The 22,698-nt window shown below is 42.8% G+C and carries 18 protein-coding genes, 7 tRNA genes and 1 rRNA gene (1 of these 26 running past the window's edge); 23 read left to right on the top strand and 3 right to left on the bottom strand.

Going from position 1 to position 22,698, the window contains the following annotated elements; translation table 11 throughout:
- The 8 genes from ACIRUQ_RS13255 to ACIRUQ_RS13220 form a co-directional block, all read left to right on the top strand.
- A 23S ribosomal RNA gene (locus tag ACIRUQ_RS13255) occupies positions 1 to 2,632 on the top strand (it extends 263 nt beyond the left edge of the window).
- Positions 2,633 to 2,685: 53 nt separating this feature from the next.
- A tRNA-Asp gene (locus ACIRUQ_RS13250) sits at positions 2,686 to 2,759 on the top strand.
- 8 nt (positions 2,760 to 2,767) lie between these two features.
- A tRNA-Val gene (locus ACIRUQ_RS13245) sits at positions 2,768 to 2,840 on the top strand.
- 24 nt (positions 2,841 to 2,864) lie between these two features.
- Positions 2,865 to 2,937: transfer RNA gene (locus tag ACIRUQ_RS13240), tRNA-Thr, on the top strand.
- Between the two features lie 42 nt (positions 2,938 to 2,979).
- Positions 2,980 to 3,061, top strand: a tRNA-Tyr gene (locus ACIRUQ_RS13235).
- A 37-nt stretch (positions 3,062 to 3,098) separates the two neighbouring features.
- Positions 3,099 to 3,172: transfer RNA gene (locus tag ACIRUQ_RS13230), tRNA-Met, on the top strand.
- A 6-nt stretch (positions 3,173 to 3,178) separates the two neighbouring features.
- Positions 3,179 to 3,251: transfer RNA gene (locus tag ACIRUQ_RS13225), tRNA-Phe, on the top strand.
- Positions 3,252 to 3,271: 20 nt separating this feature from the next.
- Positions 3,272 to 3,344: transfer RNA gene (locus tag ACIRUQ_RS13220), tRNA-Lys, on the top strand.
- A 431-nt stretch (positions 3,345 to 3,775) separates the two neighbouring features.
- Here ACIRUQ_RS13220 and ACIRUQ_RS13215 read toward each other — a convergent pair.
- Positions 3,776 to 4,180, bottom strand: a complete 405-nt coding sequence (locus tag ACIRUQ_RS13215) for a DUF6120 family protein (RefSeq protein ID WP_156331017.1) — start codon at positions 4,178 to 4,180, stop codon at positions 3,776 to 3,778.
- Entirely contained in the window at positions 4,177 to 4,536 is a 360-nt protein-coding gene (locus ACIRUQ_RS13210; RefSeq protein ID WP_021739373.1) for a PadR family transcriptional regulator, read from the bottom strand. Before ACIRUQ_RS13210 ends, ACIRUQ_RS13215 begins: the two co-directional genes overlap by 4 nt.
- A 241-nt stretch (positions 4,537 to 4,777) precedes the next feature.
- On the opposite strand from ACIRUQ_RS13210, the gene ACIRUQ_RS13205 reads away from it, so the two are divergent.
- From ACIRUQ_RS13205 to ACIRUQ_RS13160, 10 genes are all read left to right on the top strand, one after another.
- Complete coding sequence (locus ACIRUQ_RS13205) at positions 4,778 to 5,017, top strand: hypothetical protein (RefSeq protein WP_021739374.1); 240 nt, start codon at positions 4,778 to 4,780, stop codon at positions 5,015 to 5,017.
- Positions 5,018 to 5,251: 234 nt separating this feature from the next.
- Positions 5,252 to 6,337 (top strand): transposase, encoded by a 1,086-nt coding sequence (locus tag ACIRUQ_RS13200; protein WP_055290736.1) that lies wholly within the window; start codon positions 5,252 to 5,254, stop codon positions 6,335 to 6,337.
- 159 nt (positions 6,338 to 6,496) lie between these two features.
- On the top strand, positions 6,497 to 8,677 hold the full coding sequence (locus ACIRUQ_RS13195) for a peptidase domain-containing ABC transporter (RefSeq protein ID WP_167618666.1): 2,181 nt from the start codon (positions 6,497 to 6,499) through the stop codon (positions 8,675 to 8,677).
- Between the two features lie 130 nt (positions 8,678 to 8,807).
- The gene (locus ACIRUQ_RS13190; protein ID WP_022035155.1) at positions 8,808 to 9,599 is read left to right on the top strand and encodes a DUF6273 domain-containing protein; all 792 of its coding nucleotides are present in this window, start codon (positions 8,808 to 8,810) and stop codon (positions 9,597 to 9,599) included.
- Between the two features lie 28 nt (positions 9,600 to 9,627).
- Positions 9,628 to 10,413 carry a DUF6273 domain-containing protein gene (locus ACIRUQ_RS13185; protein WP_022035156.1) on the top strand — a complete coding sequence of 262 codons (786 nt, stop codon included), beginning with the start codon at positions 9,628 to 9,630 and terminating at the stop codon, positions 10,411 to 10,413.
- A gap of 51 nt (positions 10,414 to 10,464) precedes the next feature.
- Positions 10,465 to 12,678 carry an extracellular solute-binding protein gene (locus ACIRUQ_RS13180; RefSeq protein WP_055290617.1) on the top strand — a complete coding sequence of 738 codons (2,214 nt, stop codon included), beginning with the start codon at positions 10,465 to 10,467 and terminating at the stop codon, positions 12,676 to 12,678.
- A 4-nt stretch (positions 12,679 to 12,682) separates the two neighbouring features.
- Complete coding sequence (locus ACIRUQ_RS13175; RefSeq protein ID WP_055290618.1) at positions 12,683 to 13,549, top strand: carbohydrate ABC transporter permease; 867 nt, start codon at positions 12,683 to 12,685, stop codon at positions 13,547 to 13,549.
- Positions 13,550 to 13,563: 14 nt separating this feature from the next.
- Complete coding sequence (locus ACIRUQ_RS13170; RefSeq protein WP_055290619.1) at positions 13,564 to 14,424, top strand: carbohydrate ABC transporter permease; 861 nt, start codon at positions 13,564 to 13,566, stop codon at positions 14,422 to 14,424.
- Positions 14,421 to 15,785 carry a biotin/lipoyl-binding protein gene (locus ACIRUQ_RS13165; protein ID WP_055290620.1) on the top strand — a complete coding sequence of 455 codons (1,365 nt, stop codon included), beginning with the start codon at positions 14,421 to 14,423 and terminating at the stop codon, positions 15,783 to 15,785. Before ACIRUQ_RS13170 ends, ACIRUQ_RS13165 begins: the two co-directional genes overlap by 4 nt.
- A 60-nt stretch (positions 15,786 to 15,845) precedes the next feature.
- The gene (locus ACIRUQ_RS13160; RefSeq protein ID WP_055290621.1) at positions 15,846 to 16,994 is read left to right on the top strand and encodes an ABC transporter permease; all 1,149 of its coding nucleotides are present in this window, start codon (positions 15,846 to 15,848) and stop codon (positions 16,992 to 16,994) included.
- A gap of 202 nt (positions 16,995 to 17,196) precedes the next feature.
- Here ACIRUQ_RS13160 and ACIRUQ_RS13155 read toward each other — a convergent pair whose 3' ends face one another.
- Positions 17,197 to 17,409, bottom strand: a complete 213-nt coding sequence (locus ACIRUQ_RS13155) for a hypothetical protein (protein WP_055290622.1) — start codon at positions 17,407 to 17,409, stop codon at positions 17,197 to 17,199.
- Between the two features lie 494 nt (positions 17,410 to 17,903).
- Here ACIRUQ_RS13155 and ACIRUQ_RS13150 point away from each other — a divergent pair, with 494 nt between their 5' ends.
- The 5 genes from ACIRUQ_RS13150 (at position 17,904) to ACIRUQ_RS13130 (ending at position 22,444) form a co-directional block, all read left to right on the top strand.
- A complete protein-coding gene (locus ACIRUQ_RS13150; RefSeq protein WP_055290623.1) occupies positions 17,904 to 18,254 on the top strand; it encodes an Hpt domain-containing protein in 351 nt (116 codons plus the stop codon).
- Between the two features lie 18 nt (positions 18,255 to 18,272).
- Positions 18,273 to 20,228: a diguanylate cyclase domain-containing protein gene (locus ACIRUQ_RS13145; RefSeq protein ID WP_404856498.1), complete on the top strand. Its 1,956-nt coding sequence runs from the start codon at positions 18,273 to 18,275 to the stop codon at positions 20,226 to 20,228.
- A gap of 101 nt (positions 20,229 to 20,329) precedes the next feature.
- The gene (sdaAB, locus tag ACIRUQ_RS13140) at positions 20,330 to 20,995 is read left to right on the top strand and encodes an L-serine ammonia-lyase, iron-sulfur-dependent subunit beta (protein WP_022035165.1); all 666 of its coding nucleotides are present in this window, start codon (positions 20,330 to 20,332) and stop codon (positions 20,993 to 20,995) included.
- A 22-nt stretch (positions 20,996 to 21,017) separates the two neighbouring features.
- On the top strand, positions 21,018 to 21,923 hold the full coding sequence (sdaAA, locus tag ACIRUQ_RS13135; RefSeq protein WP_404856497.1) for an L-serine ammonia-lyase, iron-sulfur-dependent, subunit alpha: 906 nt from the start codon (positions 21,018 to 21,020) through the stop codon (positions 21,921 to 21,923).
- Positions 21,920 to 22,444: a gamma carbonic anhydrase family protein gene (locus ACIRUQ_RS13130; protein WP_242853623.1), complete on the top strand. Its 525-nt coding sequence runs from the start codon at positions 21,920 to 21,922 to the stop codon at positions 22,442 to 22,444. The genes sdaAA and ACIRUQ_RS13130 overlap by 4 nt, the downstream gene beginning before the upstream one ends.
- The last annotated feature ends 254 nt before the right edge of the window (positions 22,445 to 22,698 follow it).

The raw sequence follows: 22,698 nt of genomic DNA, 5'->3' as shown, positions 1-22,698 counted from the left end.
AGAGCCCAAACCATGGTGCGTGCACCATGGGGTTCGGACTGCATAATTGATCTGAAGAGCTTAGCAGAATGGTTTTGGGAAAGCCAGCCAGAGAGGGTGAAAGCCCCGTAAGCGAAAAGTGATTCAGCATGGCAGTATCCAGAGTACATCGAGACACGTGGAACCTTGATGGAAGGAGCGGGGACCACCCCGTAAGGCTAAATACTACTTAGTGACCGATAGCGCATAGTACTGTGAAGGAAAGGTGAAAAGGACCCCGGGAGGGGAGTGAAAGAGAACCTGAAACCCTGTGTTTACAAACTGTCGGAGGGCTTTATATGCCCGACGGCGTACTTTTTGTAGAACGGTCCGGCGAGTTGTGCATACTGGCAAGGTTAAGGGATAAAGTCCCGGAGCCGCAGGGAAACCAAGCCTTAACAGGGCGAATGAGTCAGTGTGTGCAGACCCGAAACCGGGTGACCTATCCATGTCCAGGTTGAAGTTGCCGTAAAAGGCAATGGAGGACCGAACGCACATCCGTTGAAAAGGGTGGCGATGAGGTGTGGATAGCGGAGAAATTCCAATCGAACCCGGAGATAGCTGGTTCTCCTCGAAATAGCTTTAGGGCTAGCCTCGTTTTAGTCTGGTGGAGGTAGAGCACTGAATTCCCAAGGGGGCGTCAAAGCTTACTAAGGGATATCAAACTCCGAATGCCATACAGATGATGAACGGGAGTCAGACTATACGAGATAAGTTGGATAGTCAAAAGGGAAAGAGCCCAGACCTGCAGCTAAGGTCCCAAAGTGCATGTTAAGTGGAAAAGGATGTGGGATCTCTAAGACAACTAGGATGTTGGCTCAGAAGCAGCCATTCATTCAAAGAGTGCGTAACAGCTCACTAGTCGAGAGGTCCTGCGCCGAAAATGTCCGGGGCTAAAACATGCCACCGAAGCTCAGGAATGACGTAGTCATTGGTAGAGGAGCATTCTTAACGCGAAGAAGCAGTACCGTAAGGAGCTGTGGAGTGCTAAGAAGAGAGAATGCCGGAATGAGTAGCGAGAACAAGGTGAGAATCCTTGTGGCCGAATATCCAAGGTCTCCAGGGTAAAGCTGATCTGCCCTGGGAAAGTCGGGACCTAAGGTGAGGCTGAAAAGCGTAGCCGATGGACAACAGGTTGATATTCCTGTACCGCATGGTAACAGAACTGTGGGGACACGGGAGGGAAACATGAGCCGGAAATGGAAAGTCCGGTACAAGCGAGGTAGTCGCACAGCAGGCAAATCCGCTGTGCATGAGACGAAGCCGTGATGTGGAGCGAACTAAAGTAGTGAAGCATGTGCCCCCTCCTGTCGAGAAAAGCCGCTATTGTTTGCCATGCGCCCGTACCGTAAACCGACACAGGTGGATGAGGAGAGAATCCTAAGGCCGGCGGGAGAAGCATTGTCAAGGAACTCGGCAAAATGACCCCGTAACTTCGGGAGAAGGGGTGCCCACGCAAGTGGGCCGCAGAGAATAGGCTCAAGCAACTGTTTAGCAAAAACACAGGTCTATGCGAAACCGTAAGGTGATGTATATGGGCTGACGCCTGCCCGGTGCTGGAAGGTTAAGAGGAGAGGTTAGCGCAAGCGAAGCTTTGAATCCAAGCCCCAGTAAACGGCGGCCGTAACTATAACGGTCCTAAGGTAGCGAAATTCCTTGTCGGGTAAGTTCCGACCCGCACGAAAGGCGTAATGATTTGAGCGCTGTCTCGACAATGCACCCGGTGAAATTGAAGTACCAGTGAAGATGCTGGTTACCCGCGCCAGGACGGAAAGACCCCATGGAGCTTTACTCCAGTTTGGTACTGGAGCTTGGTATTGCATGTACAGGATAGGTGGGAGCTTATGAACCTGGGACGCCAGTCTCAGGGGAGGCGCTGTTGGGATACCACCCTTGCAATATCGGGTTTCTAACCAGCCGCCGTGATCCGGCGGTGGGACAATGCCAGGCGGGGAGTTTGACTGGGGCGGTCGCCTCCGAAAGGGTATCGGAGGCGCTCAAAGTTTCCCTCATAATGGTCGGAAACCATTAGAAGAGTGCAAAGGCAGAAGGGAGGCTGACTGCGACACCGACGGGTGGAGCAGGTACGAAAGTAGGACTTAGTGATCCGGTGGCATAAAGTGGGATTGCCATCGCTCAACGGATAAAAGCTACCCTGGGGATAACAGGCTTATCACTCCCAAGAGTTCACATCGACGGAGTGGTTTGGCACCTCGATGTCGGCTCATCGCATCCTGGGGCTGTAGCAGGTCCCAAGGGTTGGGCTGTTCGCCCATTAAAGCGGTACGCGAGCTGGGTTCAGAACGTCGTGAGACAGTTCGGTCCCTATCCGGCGCGGGCGTAGGATATCTGAGGGGAGCTGGCCTTAGTACGAGAGGACCGGGCTGGACGGACCACTGGTGTACCGGCTGTCATGCCAATGGCATCGCCGGGTAGCCAAGTCCGGAAGGAATAAACGCTGAAGGCATCTAAGCGTGAAGTCCCCCCCAAGATGAGATATCCCATTCTTTTAAAGAAGTAAAAACCCTTGAAGAGTACGAGGTAGATAGGGCAGAGGTGGAAGTGTGGTAACACATGGAGCTGACTGTTACTAATCGTTTGAGGGCTTGACCAAAAGGTTGAAATGACTCGGTTCTGTATGAAGTTTTGAAGGTATATACCTTTGATGGCCTAGTGGCTCAGTTGGTTAGAGCGCCGCCCTGTCACGGCGGAGGTCACGGGTTCGAGTCCCGTCTGGGTCGTTTTATATGGGATCTTAGCTCAGCTGGGAGAGCATCTGCCTTACAAGCAGAGGGTCACAGGTTCGAGCCCTGTAGGTCCCATTTAAAACTAATAAAATTGAATATGCCGATGTGGCTCAATTGGCAGAGCAGCTGATTTGTAATCAGCAGGTTATCGGTTCGAGTCCGATCATCGGCTTTACATTAGGCATAGAAATTTGATTTTTGTGAATAATGTTATGGGTGGATTCCCGAGTGGCCAAAGGGGACAGACTGTAAATCTGCTGGCGATGCCTTCGAAGGTTCGAATCCTTCTCCGCCCATTCGCTTTAACAATTTAATAAAAGCGCTAACTAATATCGCGGGATGGAGCAGTCTGGAAGCTCGTCGGGCTCATAACCCGAAGGTCGTAGGTTCAAATCCTACTCCCGCAACTCAATGCCCAGTTAGCTCAGTTGGTAGAGCAGAGGACTGAAAATCCTCGTGTCTCTGGTTCGATTCCGGAACTGGGCATTAAAAACAAAATTTCATATGGGTGTGTAGCTCAGTTGGTAGAGCACTTGACTTTTAATCAAGTTGTCCCGGGTTCGAACCCCGGCACGCTCACTTTAAAGAACACGGAAGTGTTCTTTTTTTGTGCCGTGGTTCGAACCAAGGTTCGGTCTCCGCTCCGCTTCGGTCGGACCTAAACAGACGTCCACCGGACGTCTAGGTCCCCGGCACGCTCACTTTAAGGAATGCGAAAGCATTCCTTTTTTTAAATGCATATCTCATAGTGTTATTCATGCCGTATCGGCAGAGAGATTCAAAATGGTTGAGTTGAAAGTTTACCGTTGACCAATATGCGGTAAAAAATGGTTGGGTTGTAAGTTTACTGCCGATCAATATGTGGCATAAAAATGATAAAAGAGGGAATCGATATCCTACAGGAAAAAGTACCTGTAAGGATGTCGATTCCCTCTTTTTTAGTTTAGCGATTAAAACTTATAATTGATTTAAATAATATCTTTATAAGTAAAGATCCCTTCTCAAGAGCATTATGGTGTTTCGTCGTGAATACGTTCAATGACATATCCATCGATGGAGTCTTCGGCTCTTTTGTATAATTTGTGAAATGAATATAGCTCTATAGAAGCAACAACTACAGCAATGAGAAGAATTGAAATAACAATACGACGTATGATAGAAGATATATGTAATTTCTGAATGACATATTCCGTATCCGCATTTTCATAATATTCGATAATAATATCTTTTGGTGTGCCGATACGAGTGCATAATTCATTATATGTAATTCCTGGCTGCTCACTGCAAATACTCTCTAAATTTTGAAAGATAGTATTTAAAAAATCCTTTTCATATTTTCCTTTAATCGGAATTAATATTTTTAATTTTCTGTAATAAGTTGAACCACCTTTTGTTAAGGTTTTATATTTCATCATGCATCCTCCAGTTGCTGAGTTTTAAAATCAAAATTTAAGATATTCTGGATACTTTGTGTGGTTTTCAAATATTCCTGTGTCAATTCTTCGAGTCGGTTCTGACCGGATGGTTCAATGTGATAATAGACACGGGTCAGCCGTTTCCCAACCTGCTTTTTGTAATCAGTGATATGTCCCTTATCAATTAATTTATATAAAACAGGATACATAGAACCTTCTGGAAAAGAAAGATATTCATTCGTGATATCACGAATGATCTGCCCGATTTCGTATCCGTAGCAGTCCCCTTTGTTATTCAGTATGTGAAGAACTAACAGTTCGCAGGAACCTTTTTTAAATGTATTCCTTGATGTCATATATGTTAATTCCTTCCTATTAGTTGTACAATTATATAGTAATAGAAAAAAACAAAAAAACAATACCTATATAAACTAAATATATATTGACGTATATAACAACCAATGATATGATTGATTCATCAAATGAAGGAGGAGGGGAGTCCAATGGTGACTGAAGAAGAGGTGACAGAAAAATATAATATTAATGATTTTTTAGCAATCTATTTCATTATACTATAAAATTATTGGAGGAAAACAAATGAAAAAAGTATCAAAACAGATGAGTATGGAAATTAGTGGGGGACATACTGTTGTGGCATATCCTAGAAATGGACCTGATAATGAATATGAGGCAAGCAAACCAGGAGTTGCTGGGTGGGTAAGAAAATGTCCTGCGAAAGGCCATACGACATGCCATGAGTATAGTGGACTAACATATGATCCAAAATATGGTGGAAATGGAAGAGTCTATGTATGTCGTAGTAAAGGTTGTAACTAGATAGAAGGGATAATTAGTTTAATAACTATAAATGAGCAAGTTCGTGATTTTGCATAAAAGAAAGACACCTCGATTCCATGTGTTGTATAATGAAAGTGCCAAAACAAACATTTGCAACATTTACGAAAGAAGGTGTCTCTCGCAAATACTATACATCATTCCTCATTCATATACAACCAGTTTAAAAAATTAAACTTATGCAAATTTTATTCGAACCGAGTAATAAACCATCTTATGAGTATCCTAATCAGTATTTTCATTTCAGGATATCATGGAAAAACCACGGACTTTGCTAAAAACAGTTCCTGCCACAGAACTACGATTGCCCATTTCCTCAATTCCGGAAAATGGGATGATTCCTTACTTTCAGATACGTTAAAATGCTCTGTCATTGAGATTATTTATTCAGAAGCAGCACGCACCGGAAAACCTGTTCTCTGTATTGTGGACGATACGATTGCTTCAAAGACAAAGCCTTCGTCACAGGCTTTACATCCGATTGAAGATGCGTATTTTCACCAATCCCATTTAAAGGGAAAACCGGATTACGGGCATCAGGCAGTTGCTGTTATGCTTTCCTGCAATGGCATTGTTCTGAACTATGCTTTTGTAATGTACAATAAGTCAATTTCCAAGATTGACATTGTACAAAGCATTGCAAAGGAGCTGCCTGTTCCACCGGTAATGTCCTATTTTCTTTGCGACTGCTGGTATGTTTCTGAAAAGATAATCAATACCTTTGCACAGAGAGGGTTCCATACCATCGGTGCTTTGAAAACAAACCGTTTGCTGTATCCATCGGGAATGAAAAAGAAACTTCGTGAACTGGCCGCCGAATTGTCTGTTACACATCGTGAATTTGACCTTGTGACAGTCAAAAAACGAAACTATTATGTGTACCGGTACGAGGGAAACCTCAACGGCATAGAAAATGCGGTAGTTCTTTTGAGTTATCCGGAAAAAGCATTTGGTAATCCCAAAGCATTGCGTGCTTTCATCAGTACAAACGCAGCCCTGTCTACACAGGAGATTCTTTCCTGGTATGTGTGTCGATGGCCGATTGAAGTATTTTTCCGCCAGTGTAAGGATAAACTGGCACTGGACAGCTATCAGATACGCTCTGCACAGGGAATCAAAAGGTACTGGCTACTTATGTCACTGGCACATTTCATGTGTGCAGTGGGTACTGGTAGGTTCTGTTCGTTTGAAACTGGATATCACGAAATCTGTGATACCATTCAGCTGGAAAAGTATCGTTATCTTTTTCAATGCGCAAAGGAAAGCAATGATTTTGATTCATTTATGAAATTCGCAGTGTAGTTTTGTGCAATTTTTCAAATTTGCTCATTTATAGTTTAATAAATAAAATTTTTGACTCTTATAACAAATATTGCAGTAGCCTTACTGCAATATTTGTTGTTTGAGATATTATAATCGGGTACATGATTTGAGATAATGAAGAAAGCTACCCACAAGTTTATGGGGATCATACAGATGAAAATGTTTGGGAATGATTATGTAAAGCAACACGATACCAGAGACTGTGCAGCAGCATGTATGGCATCTGTCTGTAATCTATATGGTTTACATATTTCACTACTTCATATGCGAGAACTTTTGAAAATAGATAAAAATGGAACAAGCATGTATGCGTTGATGGAAGTTGCAAACAAAGTTGGATTTTCATGTGAGGTATTGCAGGGAAATTGGCAGGAATTTTCTGGTGAGATACTAGAAAGAAAAATATGTTTACCGGCTATTTGTCATATGCATATAGACGGATTGGAACATTTTGTGATTGTAAAAAAAGTAACCAATAAAGGAATATGGATTTTTGATCCGGCAAAAGGACATATAAAATACTCGCTGGAACTATTTGAAAGTCAATGGACAGGTTATGTTTTAAATTTGTATTCTGTTAATATAGAAAAAGAAATCAGGAAGAAAAAGAAGAAATCATTTCAATATATGGACATTCTCATTAGTTTGAGATGGAAGTTTGTTTTTATATTATTGATTTCGTTTCTGATTGCTGGAATTTCGATAATATACTCTTATTTTTACCAAAAAATAATAGATCAGTTTATTTTACATGAAAGTAACTATTTCGTAAATATAGATACAAATATGGCCGGAGTAAAACATTTGTTACAAGAATTTGCAGTTTTGCTTCAATATCTGCCATATTTGTTTGGAATGATGATCTTTATGATACTCTTTCAGTTTGTTTTAGCTATGATCAGAGGAAAAATATTAGCGACAGTCGAAAAAAAGGTAGATATATTTCTGTCCCAAAAATATGTTTCAAAATTGCTACGTTTACCATTTTCATATTTTCAGCAATGGGAAACTGGAGATATAATGGGACGATATCAGGATATGGATTTTGTACGGAATGCAATATCCGGCAGTGTGCTTACAATTACTTTTGAAACAGTTATGGCTATAGCGGGTTTTTTCATTTTGATAAGAATCAATACAAGATTGTTCCTTATTATTGTGGGAATGTTGATGGTTTATCTTATAATAGTATTATTGTATCGTAAACCTATGCAACAAATGAATCGTGATATCATGGAAGCTGATGCAAAAGTGACATCTGGTATTAAAGAAGGAATCGATGGAATTGAAATGGTAAAGTTATTTGCCCAGGAAGAGTCATATGGGACTAATATTGTCAAGCGCATGAATCAATATATATCATTATGCTATAAAGGAAATATGTTGTCTGTATCAGAGGGACAAATTTTAGCAGTGGTGCAGGGAATAGGAATGGTGTTGGTTTTGTGGTGTGGGACTAGTCGGGTAATATATGGAGATATGACACTTGGAACGTTGTTTTTGTTTGCTAGTTTGATGAATTATTTTATTTCTCCTGTACAGAATTTGATTGGATTGCAACCGCAGCTTCAGGAAGCATGCATAGCAATGGATCGCTTAAATGATATATTAAATGCGACACCGGAAAAAAAACTTCATTCAGGAACACTTTCGCCTGTTGATATTTGTGGAACAATTCATTATGATGGAGTTTCTTTTCGCTATGGATATCGAAAATGGGTTTTTCAACAAGTAACATTTTCAGTCAATGAAGGTGAGCATGTTGCTTTAACAGGAACAAACGGATCGGGAAAGTCAACATTGGCAAGACTTCTTGTTGGTATGCATGAACCGGATACCGGGATTATTACAATTGGTGGACAAAAAATATCGGAAATAGAGTTGGAGTGTCTTAGAAAGCATATTATTTATGTATCACAAATTCCAGTTCTGTTATCAGGAACAATTCGTGAAGGACTGCTATTTGGCTGTACGCATTCAATAAATGATGAATTGTTTGAAAGAATAGCACATGGCTGTGGTGTAGATGAAATTATACGTGATAATCCATTTGGCTATGATTGGATTCTTACGGAAAATGGAATGAATGTGTCAGGCGGTCACAGACAGAGAATTGCAATTGCAAGAGCATTATTGGCAGAACCGGATATTTTAATTCTTGATGAAGCAACCAGCCAGATTGACAGAGATCTGGAAGAAAAAATATTACAGTTTGTATTTGAATACAGGAAAGGAAAAACAATTCTCGTGATTACACATAATGAAAAAATAATACATATGTGTGACCGAGAACTATGCATTGATTTATTAAAAAAGTAAAAAGCTTTGTAGATAACAGGATGCTTAAGATTTACTTAAAAATTAAAATAATATGTAGATAAAAGGTTGACTAAGATTTATAATATATGCAATATCGCAGGAGTTCGGAAATTGGGGGGGTGGCGAGAATATGAGCAGAAAACCTTATAGCTGGCTTGTTGTTGTGGGAATGATTAGTTTGTGCATAGGATTATCAGGATGTGGGAAAAACGTAGATACAGTTGCTGAGAGTACCGTTCCGATAGAAATCGGGGAACATGTCATGTATGGCAGTTATCAGGGAGAACCGGTTGAGTGGCGTGTATTGGATAAAAAAGATGGAGAAATTTTATTACTCAGTGAATATGGACTGGATGCGCAGCCTTTTGATACAAGTGGGAAAAGTCGTGTGGACTGGAAAGACTCAACCATAAGGAAATGGCTGAATGATGATTTCTATAACAGTGCATTTTCAGAGAAAGAAAAAGAGAATATTGTTGAATCGAAGTCAGAAGGCTTTGAAGAATATAATACATCCATGAATTTAACAGGTGGTGGGAAACCTTATGCATATCTGGAACGAGAAATAGAGGATAAAGTGTTTCTGTTAAGCAATACAGAGCTGTGTGCATATTTTTCGGAAGATCCGTATCCGGGATGCTATAGTGATCCCTATGCGCACAAGGAATTATTGTGCTATCCGACTGCATATGCAAAACAGCAGCTGGAAACAAGGTACCAAACAGAAACTTGTGGATGGTGGTTATGTAATCATGTTTATGAAGATGACAGTGTGGAGCTGGTTTCTGCATATGGGCAGGGAAGCGGAACGAGTCGCGAGAATATAAAAGCAAATACAAAATCTATTGCGGTCCGACCGGCCATGTGGGTTACCTGGCAGAGTGATATGGAGATGGTAGAGGCGAATCAGCAGGTTGAGTAAATGTATGAAGTGAGGGAACTGCAGGAATATGAAAAATAAAACATTGGGAATCGTTGCTTTTCTGGGAATCACAGGCTTGTGCATAGGATTATCAGGATGTGGGAAAAACGCAGATACGGTTGCTGGGAGCAGTATTCCGATAGAGCCGGGAGAACATGTCATGTATGGCAGTTATCAGGGAGAACCGGTTGAGTGGCGTGTATTGGATAAAAAAGATGGAGAAATCTTATTACTCAGTGAATATGGACTGGATATATTGCCTTTTGATGATAGTGGAAGCGGCAGCATTATCTGGGAAAATTCATCGATTCGAAATTGGCTGAATAATGAATTTTATAACAGTACATTTTCGAAAGAAGAACAGGAAAATATTCTGGTATCCTCTTCGGAAGGATTTGACGAAAATAATGAATCAGTATCCTGGCAAAGTGAGAAACCTTACTGGCATCTGGAACGGAAGACAGAGGACAAAGTTTTTCTGCTGAGTTATACAGAAATGGTTGAGTATCTGATTATCAATTCTGGATTGGAATTTTATGATCATCAATATGCATATGATGAATTGCTGTGCTATCCGACGGAGTATGCGAAACAACAACTGTATCAGGTATTTGATATAGATACCTGTGGGTGGTGGCTGTGTAATCCGGAATATTCGGAATGCGTTGAAAATGATGATTTCAAGACTTATTCTGAAATGATTACTGCCTATGGTCAGCTTGATCTTGCAAAAATGGACAGCATACAGAATGCGGTCCGACCGGCCATGTGGGTTACCTGGCAGAGTGATATGGAGACGATAGAGGAAGAGTGATATCCGGATAGCAAGGTAAGTATGCCGGCACATTGAATTGGGGGAACAAAGATGAAGAAGATATGGGGAATGGTAACAATACTAGGAATGACCGTATGTTTGCTTGCAGGATGTGGAAATGACAAAAAGGCTGCACAGGATGGAAGCACAAATGTGGAAAATGAGACTGCGATGGAAAATGGTACCGGTTCGGGATCTGTCATCAGTATCGGGGATTCCTACTATTATGATCTGTTGTCGTCTGAAACCGGTGACATTTATGCACTGACAGATGGTGAGGCGGAGAACGGAGAAAAACCGGTATTTGTATGGAAAAGTTCTGATCAGGGAGAAAACTGGGAGGATGAGATGCAGCTTCCCGATACCCTCCCGGAAGACAGCTATCTGCTGGCCGGAACATTACAGGAAAGCACAGATGGTCTGGAAGCGTTTGTGATCGTATCAGATCCGGAAAACAGTGAATCCGATGCGGGCGGATGTCATCTGATGCGGGTGACGGAGAAGAAAAGTGAGGAACTGAACGTCGGAGATTTGTTTACAAAGATTGGTGGATATGCATGGAATATCAGTATGGTAAATGACCATGTTGTATCGGTTGCAGGTACAGAACAATGCGTGTTGTATGATACAGAGCAGCAGAAGCCTTTAAAAACGCTTTCTTATGATTATTGCTCTGCAGGCTTTTTCTCAGTGAAAGATCAGTTTATTGTATATGGGAATGAGATTAAATATTGCCTGAACAAAGAGACATTAGAGGAACAGGAACCGGAAGCCGGGCTGAAGAAATTTGTAGAAGAGATGTGGAACGCAAATGATCGTGAAGTGTTTGCACCGATGAAAGCATTCGGTGACACGGTGATGTGTGTTACGACGAAAGCGATTTATGAATACAGGGATGGAAGAACCGTCAATGTATTGTCTGTTCCTGCTACGGTTCATGGACAGACCTGTTTCAATGGGATGTCCCCGGTATGTAAGGGAAAACAGAATACCTATTATCTGAGTACGCTTACTACCGGAGAGACTACTCTGTGGAGAATCGAGCCGGATCCGGAACAGAATACGGTTTCCTTTACGATTTACAGTCTTACCAAAAATACTGCGGTAACGCAGACTGCCATGCTGTATCAGCAGGAACATCCGGAACTGAAGGTGGAACTCCGGACCGGAATGGAAGAGGAAGCGGCACTTACGAGGACGGATGCAATCAAACAGTTGAATACGGAATTGCTGAGCGGCAGTGGACCGGATCTGATCGTTATGGATGGCCTGTCTGTTGAAAAATATACGGATATGGGGCTCCTGCTTCCAGTGGATCTGAATATATCGGAAGACGCGTATTTCACAAATATAGCAGAGACCTACAGAAAAGATGGAAAATTGTATGCAGTACCGACAGATTTTCTGCTTTATGCAGTGCAGGGAGCGGTTGGTTCCTCCCCGGAAATCAGTTCTGCGTCTGTTACCGGTCAGTGGATTCTGAAACATATAAATGAGGCCGGAATTTCCGGTTATCAGTATACTGCCGACTATCACGCTTTTTCACAGTACACGCAGTTTTTGTATGATATATATGCGGAAAATATGATTCATGATAAGACGGTGAATAAAAAAGCCTTGAAAGAATACATGGAATTATGTGGAAAGCTGGCAGAAACGACCTCGGATAAAAACCTGCCGGAAGATGCCACGACAACCAGTATTCAGGCAGGTGAAGTGGAAATTCACTATAATGATTCTGTAAATGTATCCGCAGGACTGGTGGCAGGAGTGACGGACCTCGGTGCACTTACGACACAGCAACACAATGGAGAAGCGGAGTATGCATTGTATCCGATGTATCAGCCCTGCAATATTCTGGCGGTGAATGCGAATACTGCAAAGGCAGATATGGTAGAGGATTTTATCCGGTTTTCTCTTGAAAATAAGGCCCAGAAGCTGAATATGAACTGGTATGAGCCGGTTACACTGGATACATTTCGCAGTGCAGTCCGGGGCGATGGCATGGATATGGATGAGGATGGTCTGATCTGTGAACTGTATATGGGAGACGATATGGACAGTTTTTATATTTATGCACCATCCGAGGAAGAGAATACATCACTGGAACAGCAGATCCGCCAGATGAATCATGTGTTTACGGATGATGTGATCCTGCGTGATATTGTGAGGGAAGCTCTGACTTCTTATCTGAATGGTTCGACAGGCCTGGATGATGCTGTATCTGCGGCAGCCAACCGGATTGATCTGTATCTTGGGGAATAAGAGGATGAATGATAAGAAGAGGAATGTCCGAAAGAATGGTTCCATGCACGCATATCTGTTTTTACTGCCAAGTCTGACCGGTGTACTGGTGCTGTTTGTGATTCCTTATCTGGATGTGCTCCGCAGATCGTTTCTGGATGGAACCGGGCAGAGATTTGTCGGGATGGACAATTATAAAACAGTTGTTGAAAATACATCTTTTCGGCTGGCAGCGGGAAATACGGTTCTGTTTCTGGCAGTCTGTGTCCCACTGCTTCTGTTTCTGTCACTTTTGATTGCAATTTATCTACAGAAGAATAAGGTGATTGGAAACTGGTTGAAAAGTGTGTTTCTTCTTCCGATGGCGATGCCGGTAGCTTCCATTGTACTGCTATGGAATGTGCTTTTTACCAGAAATGGTTTCCTGAGTGGTTTTCTGGGGTTGCTTGGTGTGGCAGGACAGAACTGGCTGAATACAAGGTATTCTTTTGCTATTCTGGTATTCAGCTATATCTGGAAAAATCTTGGGTATGATATCGTTCTATGGCTGGCGGCACTTGCCACGATTCCTTCTGAGATTTATGAGGCTGCGAGAGTGGATGGAGCCGGGGAAGGACAGTGCTTTTTGCATATTACCATGCCGAATCTCTGGTCCTCGTTATTTTTGATTCTGACATTATCCCTGATCAATGGTTTTAAAGTATTCCGGGAGGCCTATCTGGTTGCCGGGGATTATCCGGAACAGCATATTTATCTGTTGCAGCATCTGTTTAATAACTGGTTCCGGGATCTGGCGGTCAATAAACTGGCAGCAGGTGCAGTGCTGATGGGACTCGTCCTGTTTGTACTGATCATGGTATTTCAGAAGTTATTTGACAGGGAAACGTCATAAGGAGCGGGAAAAGGATGAAAGTGTTTCGGATTGCAATACGGGTTTTTATATTTCTTCTGCTGTTTGTTTTTTCTTTTGCAGCAGTATATCCGTTGATTTTTCTGCTGGGCGGTTCGCTGAAGAGTACAGCGGAACTGGGAAATTCTTTAGCGTCACTCTGGTCCGCAGATGGAACGATTCAATGGACATGGCTGCCATTTGAGCCAACTTTGCGGCATTACGTGGAACTGCTTTTGGATGAGCCGGGGTATTATGTCATGTTCTGGAATTCGGTGAAGATCGCAGGCGGGGTAATCGGCGGACAGCTTCTGCTCAGCCTTCCGGCAGCCTGGGGATTTGCACGCTGGCATTTTCCGGGGAAAAAGATGTTGCTTTCGCTCTACATCGTGTTGATGCTTTTTCCGTTTCAGATTCTGATGCTGTCAGAATATCTGGTCTTAAACAGGATGGGGATGATTGATACCTTGTGGGCACTGATTCTGCCGGGTGTCTGTTCTACGTTTCCTGTTTTCATTATGTATCGTTTTTTTTCAAAGCTATCAAAGGATGTGATCGAGGCAGCCAAGCTGGATGGAGCAAATGAATGGCAGATTTTCTGGCGAATCGGAATTCCACTGGGGATGCCCGGGATTATGTCGGTCATTGTGCTTGATTTTCTGGAATACTGGAATCTGATCGAACAGCCTGCGGTATTTCTCAGAACGGAACGGTTAAAACCGTTGTCATTATATATCTCGACGATCACGAAGGAGAATGCAGGTGTTGCGTTTGTGGCAGCACTGGTTGCGCTGTTACCACCGTTGCTTGTGTTCCTGTGTGGGCACAGATATCTGGAACAGGGAATTGCGGCAATGGGTGGTGGTAGTGAATCATGAGCGAAAGGACAGAAAAGATGAAACAAAAACAATGGGTACAGATTGCAGCTGTGTTTTTTGGACTGATGATCGTACTGACGATATGTTCCAGAGCAGCATCTTCGGCAGTTAAGGCGCGTGTAACTGTGACCAGAGCATCACGACAGAAAATCTCACATGAGATATCCTTAAACGGATCGGTTGAAGCGAAGAATTATGTACTTCAATATGTAACGTCAGGGTTGATGGTGACTGGTGTTCAGGTGTCTCCCGGACAGCAGGTAGAAGCCGGTGATGTGATCTTTACTGTTGATATGCAGAAGTTGCAGGAAAGCATAGCCTCCATTGAGACAGAACTGAATCGTGTAGATGAGAAAGAGCGTTTATCGGTTTCCAGAGCGGAAGCGGCTTATCAGGATGTGAAGGCAAATGCAGAGGAAGAAAAAGCACGTGCATATCAGACTTATGAAAAGGCAGTTGCGGAATATCAGAATTACATCAATACACATAAAAAGACTGCCGGTGTCAGTGCAGAATCGACAGAAGAAAGGACAATGAACGAAAAAGCTGCTTCCGTTTATGATGAGACGGTTGCGAAAGAACTGGAAAACGCAGTGGAATCGGAAAAAAGCGCCTATGCGGCAGTTGTGAGGGAACAGGAGAAACAGATTAGTGCAGCCGCGGATGCAGTACAGCGGACGAAGGAGGATCTGAATCTGTCCCAGGATACGGACACGCTGGAGGAACAGTTAAAAAACCTGCGTGCCTGTGCGGAAAACGGTGGTGTATATCGGGCAGAATACACAGGTGTAGTTGGACAGCTGAATGTGACCGCAGGTACGGAGACTGCGGAGGGCATCGCGGTCATGCTGGCTGATGCAGCGGAAACGGTGCGGTTTGTGGCAGAACTTCCGGAGGAATATGTGGATGAGATTTCCGGAGACAGTGTAATTACGTTACATGGCAAGAATATGTCAGGGATACAGGAAGACTATGAACTTTCATCTGCAACGGTGTCTGGAAATGACGGATCAGAGACAGATGCGTCCGGTGGCTGCCGGCTGACGGCAGATATTCCGGGAGATCTGTATCCGGTAGGAACGAAAATAACCGTAACCGTAGATAACAGGTCCGATACCTTTGACTGTTGTCTGCCGCTGTCCAGTCTGCATCAGAAAGGCAGCAGCCAGTATTTTATCTATGTGATGGAAAAAGAGGATGCTGTGATGGGAACAGAGTTGACAGCAAAGGAAGTGCCGGTGACTGTCCTGGATATGAATGAACAGTATGTGGCGGTAGATGAGATGATTTCCGGAGACGTGATCGTATCGTCTGATAAGGATATTACAGACGGGAGCAGGGTCAGGTTGGAGGAAGAGTAAGCGTATGGGCAGCGGACAGCAGTACTGCGGTCCAGGACAGGACATTTGAACGGAGAAGCAATGAACAAGCGGTGGAATCATTTTGTTAAGAGCAGTGTATTGCAGAATACATGGAAAAAGAAAAAGGCGGCATCTGTACTTATGGTATTTCTGGTTGCCTGCGGGTTCATATGTTATGCGGCTGCTGTGCAGCAGAAACAGGAACTTCTCCTGTATCAGAGCCAGGTTACATTATTTCAGAGAGACCGGCAGTTTTATACCTATGAAGATGCGAAACAGATGCGGCAGCGAAATGAAGAAGCGGAAGAACCACTCTCTTATGCCATCTGGGGAACGGAAGGAATGCATGTGCTGGAAAATCCGGTTCTGAGGCGCAGCAGTATGGTGGAAATCTATGCTGTGGAAGGAAACAGTCAGTTATTATTTCCTTCGGCTGTGATGCTGAATCCGGCACTCACAGGTGGCTGTCTTCTGGGAGAAAAAGCGGCACAGGAATTGTTCGGTGTATCGGATGCTTCCGGTCTTACGTTTACCATGGATGGACACAGTTATCAGGTGCTGGGCATGCTGGAGCAGAAGACGCAGGGAGCAGTGTTTCTGGCGGAAGATCTGCATACAACGAGGCTGGAACGGATGACAGTAGAGACATCAGATCATATGACATTGTCTGTACTGGAACAGATGGTGGAATGGAAAACAGGATTTGCAGGAACTGCATTTGATGTTCGCTTTATGAACAGTATAACCAGTCTGTTCAGTGTCGTTTTCTGTATTTTGCTATGGATATGGCTGCTCCGTCTGCTGTTGGGTGAATGGAAAGGGTATCGGGTGCAGTATACGGCACAGGCACAATATTATAAAGACGGATATCGAATTGCACCTGATTATATAAAAGGGACAATTGTCAGAATCACCTGTATCACAAGTGGAGTTTTGCTGATGGTGATTTTCCTGCATTCTTATGTGAAGATACCGGAAGATATGATTCCTACAAAATGGTCCGATTTTGCATTTTGGAGCGGATGGTTTGCGGATAAGTCAGAGCGGATGTCTGACTGGATACGGTGTGTGAAGTATGCTCCGGAACTGAGATATTTGGAACAGACAGGAAAGGTAATGGTGTATTTCCTTAGTGCTGGTTTATGCTATTTAGGGATACGTTTTTGTGTGTTTGTAATGAAACGAAATAATAAAAATAATGAGATTTAAATAGATTTTACTGAAATTCAGAAATTTATAGTTTGAGAAAGATGGTGCTGAAAATGAGCAAATCGGGGAAATCCGGTAGTTTGGAGGCGTAGAGAATATCAAAGAAGCTCTCTACCAAAAACAAAAATGTTAAGTAGAAAGAGCTTCTTTGATGAACGTATCGTATTGGAAGAAAGATATCATAATTGCTCATATGGGATGATTAGCAGAATCTATGACGTAAATTTCCATTTGCATGATCATATTCTGCCTGCATAGCTTTTCCGAAAAGTGTTTTCTGGTCTTTTCTCCAAACTTCTTTCAAATCATGCTGCTGAGCTGTTAATTTCAGTGTCAGGTCATTTGTGTCTAACACCTGTCTTGTGCTCATTTTCTGTCCTCTGTTATATAATCTTTTTACTAATTTCATTGTCATTGTTATGTCCTCCTTATATGATGAAAAATTGAATTGTTCGTGTGTTCCTTTGTTGACCTTATTATATGATATATGATAAAAGAAGTAAAGCTACTGTATCTTAGTGATATATTAAGTAAAACTTAATGATTAAAAATGCAGTAATTATAAAAAAACACTTATTCCATGCTACTTAATACTTGTGATAATAGCAACTATCTACTATAATATAAAGAAAATATGATGCTAGGCTTAATGACCCGCCTCGATATGAGCATAAAAGTGGAGCGTTAGCTTCACGATATGCGATATTGGGTAGAATTGTGGGAGTACAAAGTACGGAACAATTCGTATGGCATCTTTTGATCCCAATATCAAAATATGGCTGATGTATCAGATTATCAGGTTGGTATGAATAGAAATAAATATATGAGCATAAATACCACGCAGACTGCGTGGTATTTATCTTCATAGTGATAATATGGAATTAGATGGAGTTCAACCAGGAGGACAATATGGATATAAAAGAATGCTACCGGAAAATGGGAGGAAATTTTGAGGATGTAATGCAGCGTCTGGGAAATGAAAGTTTTATCCAGCGCTTTGTAATTCGTTTTTTAGACGATCCCAGTTTTCAAATGATAAAAGATGGAATTGAAAAGAAGGATGCTGAGCTGGCTTTTCGTGGGGCACATACATTAAAGGGGGTATGTTCAAATCTTGGATTTTCAAAATTGTGTGATTTAAGCTCACAGCTGACGGAGATTTTACGTGGAAGAGAATTGAAGGGCTATGAAGCTGTGCTGGCGCAAGTCGAGAAGCAATACCAGATTACGGTAGAGGCAATCAGGGAATTAGGGCAATAAGATAATCAGAGGAATAACATGGATTCAGAGATAAAAATGACAATGGAACAGGCACGAAAGCAAATGGAAATTTTTCGTCAGCTGTTTCATGAAGTACGTTTATTAAATGCATCGGATTTGGGAGTAGAAGCTGGAGACAGTGGAGAGCCGAACATATGGAAGACAAGCTGTGAATGCAGATCGTGCCTGGGACAAAAAAGCTTTGAAGAGGCGTGTATTGCGAGAAAAGTTCTGAAAGAAAAAGGGCAGAAGACAAAGTATGAAAATGCGGGGACAGAACTGAAGGAAATTATTGCGAAATATGTAGAAGTGGATGATACTCCATATGTTATGGAATATGTCCGTCGTGTAGATACGGATGCAGTATTGGGAGAAGTAACGACAGAAAGTGCAAAAACCAATATGACAGAGTTTTACAAGATGCTGTATACGGATGCGTTGTCACAGGCATACAATCGCAGATATTTTGAGGACAGGATCCGTAAAAAAGTGGTGACTGCCGGTATCGCCATGATTGATCTGGATGATTTTAAGACGAGCAATGACACCTATGGACATGAAGTCGGCGATATTTTACTGCGAGCCGTTGTAACTACGATCCGAAGTGTTATCCGATCTTCTGATGCATTGATTCGTTATGGGGGTGATGAATTTTTTTTAGTCATTCCCAATATTTCTCAGGAAATGTTTGAACAGAAGCTAAATGAAATTCTTTATCATATTCGTATGATACAGATTCCGGAAAGTAAGAATCTATATCTATCTGTCAGTATTGGTGCTGTAATGGCCAAAAATCAGGCTGTTGAAGAAGTGGTGCCGAAAGCTGATAAGCTGATGTATGAAGCAAAAGAGACAAAAAATACAATTGTAACGGAGTGGGAACGTTCCGGAGACAAAGATGAAATGATACAATATTCCAGAAAGCATTCACGTCAATGTATTCTGATTGTAGATGATTCTGAAATAAACAGGGCAATTTTGTATGAAATGCTTCATCAAGATTATGATATTCTGGAGGCGGAAAGCGGAGAACGGTGTATCCGGATGCTGGAGGAATACGAAAGAGAGATATCTCTGCTTCTGTTGGACATTGTGATGCCCGGTATAAATGGTTTTGATGTGCTGGAGCAGATGAATCGAAAAAAATGGATCGAGTTTATTCCGGTTATTATGATATCAAGTGAGAATTCTGATTATTATATGCGAAAAGCATATAATATGGGTGTATGTGATTACATCAGCCGCCCATTTGATATCAAAGTTGTTCAGAGACGTGTGAATAATATCATAAAACTGTATGCAAAGCAGAGACGTTTGACGACAATTCTGACAGAACAGGTAAAATCAAAAGAAGAAAGTCGAAAAATCATGGTGGCTATTTTAAGCCAGATTGTTGAATTTCGTAATGGTGAAAGCGGGTTACATGTTAGCCGTGTAAATGCGTTGGTAAAAATGCTTCTGGAGCGCCTGCGTCAGGTGACGGATCAGTATAACATTTCCTGGGTAAAGCAGGATCTGATCGTGATGGCTTCTTCGCTGCATGATATAGGAAAAATTGGTATTGATGATAAGATTTTAAATAAAAATGGAAAATTAACCAAAGAAGAGTTCGAGGTCATGAAAACACATACGTTGATTGGTGCATCTATTCTGGAAAATCTGGAAGAATACCAGAAAGAACCACTGGTTCAGACGGCTTATGAGATTTGCAGATGGCATCATGAACGATATGACGGAAACGGATATCCGGACAGTTTGAAAGGGGACGATATCCCTATTTCTGCACAGGTAGTTTCCATTGCTGATGTATATGATGCATTGGTAAGCAAACGTGTATATAAGGAAAGTTATACACATGAGACAGCTATGCAGATGATCATGAATGGAGAATGTGGAGTATTTAATCCTGTCCTATTGCAGTGTCTGAAGGATATTGCTACGAATATTCCGGATAAAATTTATAGGGGGGGGTAAAACTCTGTTAAGATTAATCTGATTCGCATGAGAAAAATCTGTATAAGCTAGTTTTCTTTCGCATGATGATAATTTTTTGGAAAATAGGAGAGATAACGGATATGGATTTATTTGATATTGTTGGACCGATCATGGTAGGTCCTTCCAGTTCCCATACAGCAGGGGCAGTCCGTATGGGCTATGTGGCAGGGAAACTGCTTGGGGAGCCGATTCAGAAAGCAGAGATACTGCTGTATGGTTCTTTTCTTGCAACCGGAGAAGGACATGGAACAAGAAAAGCTATTGTGGCAGGTCTGCTGGGAATGCAGACAGATGATTACCAGATTGCGGATAGTTATGAGATTGCCGCACAGCGAGGCATGGAAGTAGCATTCGGGGAAGCCAGGCTGGAAGAGGCGCATCCGAATACGGCAGTAATCTGTCTGAATGGCATTAGCGGAAAGCAGACGGAGGTTCAGATTTCTTCTATCGGAGGTTCACGGATCAGCATTGATAAAATTGATGGTATCAATACCGGTTTTTCCGGAGAATGTCCGACGTTGATCGTGCATAATATCGACCAGCCCGGATGTATCGTGGCGGTAACCTCCATGTTAGCTAAGAAGAATGTCAATATTGCAACCATGCAGGTGTACCGTTCTGCAAAAGGACAGCAGGCGGTGATGGTAGTTGAGTGTGACCAGTTGATTCCGGAGGATGGAATTGTATGGCTTGCCGGAGTAGAAGGCGTACAGAAAGTGACTTATTTCCCGGGACTTACGGCGTAAAACAGATAACAGATAACGAAAAATGGGGTACAGGTATATGACAGCAGGATATCATACACTGAGAGAATTGCAGGAACAGGCAGTTTTACAGAATCGTGAAGTTTGGGAGATTGTCCGTAATGCGGATATGAGTGAGAATGAGCGCAGTGCCGAGGCATCATTTGAAAAAATGACCATCATGTATCAGGCGATGAAGCAGGCGGATCAGAGCTATAACGGTGCACTTCGTTCCGCCAGCGGACGGGCAGGCGGTGATGGCGCAAAATTGCAGCAGTATAATGCACAGGGAAAAAATATCTGCGGGGACTTTATCGGAAAAGTCATGGAGAAAGCGATTAAAATGGGTGAGTCAAATGCCTGTATGCGGCGGATCGTGGCAGCTCCGACAGCAGGATCCTGCGGTGTACTTCCGGCAGTTTTATTAAGCTATGAAGAGGACTTTTCAGCAACGCAGGAAGACCTGGTAAAAGCGCTGTACGTGGCGGCAGGCATTGGAACTGTGATCGCTGAAAATGCATCATTGGCGGGAGCTTCCGGTGGATGTCAGGCGGAGATCGGATCAGCGAGTGCTATGGCAGCAGGTGCGCTGACAAGTCTTCAGGGAGGGGATGCAGAGACGATCATGCATGCGGCGGCACTGGCTCTGAAAAATATGCTGGGACTGGTCTGTGATCCGGTAGCTGGTCTGGTGGAAGTACCATGTATCAAACGTAATTCCTGCGGAGCAGTGAATGCGGTAACATCTGCCCAGCTGGCATTGGCAGGCATACGAAGTGCCATCGCACCGGATGATGTGATCGACAGTATGCGGCGCATCGGGAATCAGCTTCCGCCTTGTCTGAAGGAAACCAGCGAGGGTGGACTGGCAGTGACGGAATCGGCAAGAGCATATCAGAGGCATTCAAATAAAAGAAGGATAGAGAAATGATGGAAAAAAAGGAAGAATGTGCAGAGGCTGTTCAGAATAAGAATTTTACGGATGTCTATGTGGCTGTCAGTGCAGATATTATAGGAGACGTTTCCATGGCAGAAGGCAGCAGTGTCTGGTATCAGTCCGTAGTCAGAGGAGATCATGATCGGATTGAGATCGGCGAAGGCAGCAATATTCAGGACGGTTGTGTGCTGCATGCAGATCCGGGATTTCCGGTGCTGATCGGAAGTTATGTAACGGTCGGACATAAGGCAATCATTCATGGGTGTGAGATTGGTGACGGTGCACTGATCGGTATGGGGGCGATTGTGTTAAATGGTGCAAAAGTCGGAAAAAATGCAATCGTCGGAGCCGGTGCACTGGTGACGCAGGGAACGGTGATTCCGGATGGGATGCTGGCACTTGGTTCTCCGGCAAAAATAAGACGGGCAGTGACAGAGGAAGAAATGGAAGAAAATCGAAAGAATGCGTTGGAATATATTGTCTGTGCCAGAGAGCAGTTTGGGCAGGATTCCTGAAATTAAGATCCTCCGGAAAACGCTTCCTACAGGCAGATGGAAAATGTGTGAGCAAAACGATGAAACGAACGCAAAATGACAGAAAACTTATAAAAATATAAAAAATATACAGAAAAAGCATTGACAAAAGCACAAACATGCAATACAATAAAGACAACAAAAGAAGAGAGACAACTTCAGAAAACATTATAACACGATATATAAGTTGAGAAGTTGAATCCCATCTTTCGTTAAATAACAACAGGAGGTCAGTC

This window comes from Eubacterium ramulus, assembly GCF_045002895.1.
GTDB classification, from domain to species: Bacteria; Bacillota; Clostridia; order Lachnospirales; family Lachnospiraceae; genus Eubacterium_I; species Eubacterium_I ramulus.
This window is presented reverse-complemented; position numbering and strand designations above follow the sequence as displayed.